Source organism: Burkholderia sp. 3C (assembly GCF_054589155.1).
Genome location: NZ_BAAILN010000103.1, coordinates 7,363 through 12,774 on the forward strand (window position 1 = coordinate 7,363; position 5,412 = coordinate 12,774).

The following is a 5,412-nucleotide window of genomic DNA, read 5'->3' on the forward strand; positions in this document are numbered from 1 at the left end:
AGGCGTAGTCGGACATCGGCACGCAGGCGCAGAACAGGTTCCGGTCGCCGTAGACGTTGTCGGCGCGGCCGACCGGCGGCCAGTACTTGCTGCCGGCGGCCAGCGACGCCACCGGGAACGCGGCCTGTTCGCGCGAATAGGCGTGGTTCCACTCGTTCGCGGTGACCACCGCGGCGGTGTGCGGCGCGTGGCGCAGCGGGTTGTCCTCGCGATCGGCGCGGCCTTCCTCGACGGCGCGGATTTCCTCGCGGATCGCCACCATCGCGTCGATGAAGCGGTCGAGTTCCTCCTGCGATTCCGATTCGGTCGGCTCGACCATCAGCGTGCCCGGCACCGGGAAGCTCATGGTTGGCGCGTGGAAGCCGTAGTCCATCAGGCGCTTGGCCACGTCGTCCACCGTGATGCCGCTCGATTCCTTGATCGGGCGCAAATCGAGAATGCATTCGTGCGCGACCAGGCCGCCGGGGCCCGAATACAGCACCGGGTAATGCGGCGCGAGGCGGCGCGCGATGTAGTTCGCGTTGAGGATCGCCACCTCGGTGGCGGCCGTCAGGTTGCGCGCGCCCATCATCGCGATGTACATCCACGAGATCGGCAGGATCGAGGCCGAGCCGTACGGCGCGGCCGACACCGCGCCGATGCCGTCGGCGTCGCGCGTGTAGCCGGTCGAGCGCTGGTTCGGCAGGAACTTCGCGAGGTGCGCGCCGACCGCGACCGGGCCGACGCCCGGGCCGCCGCCGCCGTGCGGGATGCAGAACGTCTTGTGCAGGTTCAGGTGCGACACGTCGCCGCCGAACTGGCCCGGCGCGGTCAGGCCGACCATCGCGTTCATGTTGGCGCCGTCCACGTACACCTGGCCGCCGTGCGCGTGCACGATCTCGCAGATCTCGCGCACGTTCTGCTCGAACACGCCGTGGGTGGACGGGTAGGTGATCATGATCGCGGCCAGGTTGGCCGAGTGCTGATCCGCCTTGGCCTTCAGGTCGGCGATGTCGACGTTGCCCTGCTCGTCGCAGGCCACCACCACCACCTTCATGCCGGCCATGTGCGCCGAGGCCGGGTTGGTGCCGTGCGCCGACGCCGGGATCAGGCAGACGTCGCGATGGCCTTCGCCGCGCGAGGCGTGATACGCGTCGATGATCAGCAGGCCCGCGTATTCGCCCTGCGAGCCGGCGTTCGGCTGCAGCGACACGGCCGCGTAGCCGGTGGCCGCCACCAGCATCTGTTCGAGCTGGGCGATCATGGTGCGATAGCCCACCGTTTGATCTTCCGGCGCGAACGGGTGGATCTGGCCGAATTCGGGCCAGGTGACCGGCAGCATTTCCGAGGTGGCGTTCAGCTTCATCGTGCACGAGCCGAGCGGGATCATCGAGCGGTCGAGCGCGAGATCCTTGTCCGACAGGCTGCGCAGGTAGCGCAGCATTTCCGTTTCCGAATGATGGCGGTTGAACACCGGGTGCGTCAGGTAGGCGCTGGTGCGTTCGAGGTCGGCCGGCAGCACCGGCGCGCCCGGCAGCGCGGCGTCGAGTTCCTCGACCGACGGCGCGGCGGCGCCCGCCACCGTGGCGAACACGGCCAGCAGGTCGGCCAGGTCGGCGCGCGTGGTGGTTTCGTCGATCGACACGCCGACGCGCGTTTCGCCGGCGCGGCGCAGGTTGATGCGCTTGCCGCGCGCCGCGTCGTGCAGCGCCGTGGCCTGCGCGCCGGCTTCGATGGTCAGCGTGTCGAAGAACGTGTCGTTGACGAGCGCGAAGCCGAGCTGCCCGAGGCCCGCGGCCAGCAGGCCGGCGATGCGGTTCACGCGCAGCGCGATGGTCTTCAGGCCGCGCGGGCCGTGATAGACGGCGTACGAGCTGGCCATGATGGCGAGCAGCGCCTGCGCCGTGCACACGTTGGAGGTGGCCTTCTCGCGGCGGATGTGCTGCTCGCGCGTTTGCAGCGCGAGGCGCATCGCCGGCTTGCCTTGCGCATCGACGGTCACGCCGACCAGCCGGCCCGGCATCTGCCGCTTGAATTCGTCGCGCACCGCGAGGTACGCGGCGTGCGGGCCGCCGAAGCCGACCGGCACGCCGAAGCGCTGGGTGTTGCCGATCGCGACATCCGCGCCCCATTCGCCCGGCGGCGTCAGCACCGTCAGCGCGAGCAGGTCGGCCGCCACCACCACGTGGCCGCCGGCCGCGTGCACGGCTTCGGTCAGCGCGCGGTAGTCGCGCACGTCGCCGTCCACGCCCGGGTATTGCAGCAGCACGCCGAACGCGTTGGCCTCGGCGGCTTGCGCGGCCGGGCCGGTGACGATTTCGATGCCGACCGGCACGGCGCGCGTGCGGATCACTTCGAGCGTTTGCGGCAGCACGTCGTCGGCCACGAAGAAGCGGTTCGACTTCGGCTTGCCGTTGCGTTGCAGCAGCGTCATCGCCTCGGCGGCGGCGGTGGCCTCGTCGAGCAGCGAGGCGTTCGAGATGGCGAGGCCGGTGAGGTCGGTCACCATTTGCTGGAAGTTCAGCAGCGCCTCCAGGCGGCCTTGCGAGATTTCGGGCTGGTACGGCGTGTAGGCCGTGTACCAGGCCGGATTTTCGAGCACGTTACGCAGGATCACGGCCGGCGTATGCGCGTTGTAATAGCCCTGGCCGATGAAGGTCCGGAACACCTGGTTCTGATTCGCCAGCTCGCGCAGCGCGGCGAGCGCTTCCGCTTCGCTTTTCGGCTGCGTGAACGGGCCGAGCGGCAGCGTTTCGTCGCGGCGGATCGCGGCGGGAATCACCGCATCCATCAGCGCCGCGCGCGACGCGAAGCCGAGCGTGTCGAGCATCGCCTGCTGGCTGGCGGCGTCGGGGCCGATATGGCGTTCGGCGAACGCGTCGTGCGTTTCGAGCGCGGCGAGCGAGAGGGGCGTGCGGTTCATCAGGTGATCCGGATGGTCGAGCTTCATGGCATGTCCTGCGGGGTGGCGGCGCGCACCGGAGCCGGGCGCGCCGCGCGGGTCGTAAAACGCTTAGTCGATCAGCTTGGTGTACGCGGCTGCGTCGATCAGCTTGTCGGTGCTGGCGCCGGGGGCGAGCTTGATCTTGAAGAGCCAGGCTTCGTAGGCGTCTTCGTTGACCGATTCCGGCGTGTCGACCACGTCGGCGTTGACGGCGAGAATCTCGCCCGATACCGGCGAGTAGATGTCGGAAGCGGCCTTGACCGATTCGACGACGCCGACTGCCTCGCCTTCCTTGAACTGCTTGCCGACTTCCGGGAGTTCGAGGAAGACGATGTCGCCGAGCGTGCTCTGCGCGTGATCGGTGATGCCGACCGTCAGCGTGCCGTCAGCTTCGGTGCGGATCCATTCGTGTTCGTCGGTGTATTTCAGATCGGCCGGGACGTTGCTCATCGGATGCTCCTGATTGGGGTTGTGCGTTGAAGTTCGCCGTGCGCGCGGGAGGCGGCCGTCAGACGGCCAGCACCTTGCCGTTGCGCACGAACGGGAGTTTTACCACGCGCGCGGGAAGGTTTTTGTCCCGGATTTGCACCTGCACCGCATCGCCCGCCGATACGCCGGCCGGCACGCGCGCGAACGCGATCGATTCCTGCATGGTGGGCGAGAAGGTGCCGCTCGTGATCTCGCCTTCGCCGTGCGCGGTGACGACCTTCTGGTGGGCGCGCAGCACGCCGCCTGCCTTGCCGTTTTCCTTCAGGAGGATCAGGCCGACGAAGGCGGCGCGCTGGCCGTTGGCTTCGAGCGCGGCGCGGCCGACGAAATCGCGCGGGGCGGCGAGGTCGACCGTCCAGGCCAGGCCCGCGTCGAGCGGCGAGACGGTGTCGTCCATGTCCTGGCCGTAGAGGTTCATGCCGGCTTCGAGGCGCAGCGTGTCGCGCGCGCCGAGCCCGGCCGGGCGCACGCCCTGGGCGACCAGCGCATTCCACAGCGCTTCGACGTGGCTGGCCGGCACGATGATCTCGAAGCCGTCCTCGCCCGTGTAGCCGGTGCGGGCAACGGTGAGGTCGCCGAACGGCGTGCCGGCGACCTGCGCGGCGTTGAACGGTTTCAGTTCGCTGGTGGCGGCGCGGGCCGAGGGAATCGTGTCCCAGGCCTTGGCGCGCGCGTTCGGGCCTTGCACGGCGACGATCGCCAGCTCGCGGCGCGGCGTGATCTCGAGGCCGAAGCCGCCGTCGGCGTTCAGGCGCGCGAACCAGGCGAGATCTTTCTCGGCGGTGCCGGCGTTGACCACCACGCGGAAGAAGTTTTCGGTGAAGTAATAGACGATCAGGTCGTCGATCACGCCGCCTTCCGGGTTCAGCAGGCACGAGTAGAGCGCCTTGCCCGGGGTTTGCAGCTTGCCGACGTGGTTGGCGATGGCGTGCTCGAAGAACGCGCGCACGCGCTCGCCGCGGAAATCGACGACGCACATGTGCGACACGTCGAACATGCCCGCATCGGTGCGCACGGCACGGTGCTCGTCGAGCTGGGAGCCGTAGTTCACGGGCATGTCCCAGCCGCCGAAATCGACCATGCGGGCATTGAGCGCCGTATGCGCGGCGTGAAGCGGGGTGTGTTTGAGTGCGGTCATCGGGGCCTCGGGGTTCCGTTCGCGCGGGTGCGCGAGCGTGACAACGATCTGGCAATTCGCGGGATGCACGGGCGACACGACGCCAGTGAATCCTTGCCAAGCCCCTCTGTCCTTGGTACCTGAGAGATTGCGCGGCCGTGACCGGCCTGCGCGCGCCCCTTCGGTGGGCAGCTTGCCGGTGCGTTCGCACGGGCTACTGCCGCTCTCCAGAGTTCGAAACGCGCGACGCGCCGCATTGGCGGCGCGCACGGTGTTTCGACGCGGTCGGTCCTTTTGCCTGAGAGTTTGCGGGTGTGCCCCTTCGGCGGCGCGGCGAGCCGATGTACTGGCTGCTGCGCGCTCTCCCGACGCGTGCCGGCGAATGTACGCGAGGCCCAACGGCTTGTCAATTTGCGCAAATTCATGTCGCCTGGCGGCAGGCGGATGTCGCACGCCTGCGTGGCGAGGCTGGGGATAAACCGGTGGACAAGGTGTGGAACGGCAGGGGGTAACCGGCTGTTCGGCTGTGGAAAATCGTGTGGATGACTACGTGGGCAAGCGCGGGATTCGCTGGGGATAAGCGGTGGGCAGGCGGTGGGTAACGGGTGGATAAGCAGGGGCGAATCGTGGGATAAGGCGGTGGATAACCGGGTGGAAAAGCGCTGAAAAAGCTGTGGAAAGGGGGCCGGAAACCGTGGGATAAGCGGTGGGCAACTGCCCGTTCGCGGTGGACAAGCCTTGGGATAATCGGTGGGCGAGCGGTGAACAAGTCGCGCGGAGCGGGCTCCGGGAGCGCCGCGCGAGGCCGCGCCATGGCGGCTTGCGGGATGAAACGGAGCGGGAGAAAGCCGGGCGCGGAATCGACGGCGCGCCGCGCGATGCC

At 68.6% G+C, this 5,412-nt stretch carries 3 protein-coding genes and 2 riboswitches; all 3 genes read right to left on the minus strand.

Annotated elements, in window-relative coordinates; genetic code table 11:
* Positions 1-2,929: aminomethyl-transferring glycine dehydrogenase (gene gcvP / locus ACYP33_RS20680; protein ID WP_459623718.1), on the minus strand; the 2,929-nt coding region annotated here is incomplete at its 3' end.
* 63 nt (positions 2,930-2,992) lie between these two features.
* Positions 2,993-3,373 (minus strand): glycine cleavage system protein GcvH, encoded by a 381-nt coding sequence (gene gcvH, locus ACYP33_RS20685; protein WP_414443558.1) that lies wholly within the window; start codon positions 3,371-3,373, stop codon positions 2,993-2,995.
* Positions 3,374-3,431: 58 nt separating this feature from the next.
* The gene (gene gcvT / locus ACYP33_RS20690) at positions 3,432-4,550 is read right to left on the minus strand and encodes a glycine cleavage system aminomethyltransferase GcvT (RefSeq protein ID WP_459623720.1); all 1,119 of its coding nucleotides are present in this window, start codon (positions 4,548-4,550) and stop codon (positions 3,432-3,434) included.
* 96 nt (positions 4,551-4,646) lie between these two features.
* Positions 4,647-4,770: riboswitch (glycine riboswitch) on the minus strand.
* A 35-nt stretch (positions 4,771-4,805) separates the two neighbouring features.
* Positions 4,806-4,907: riboswitch (glycine riboswitch) on the minus strand.
* Between the last annotated feature and the right edge of the window lie 505 nt (positions 4,908-5,412).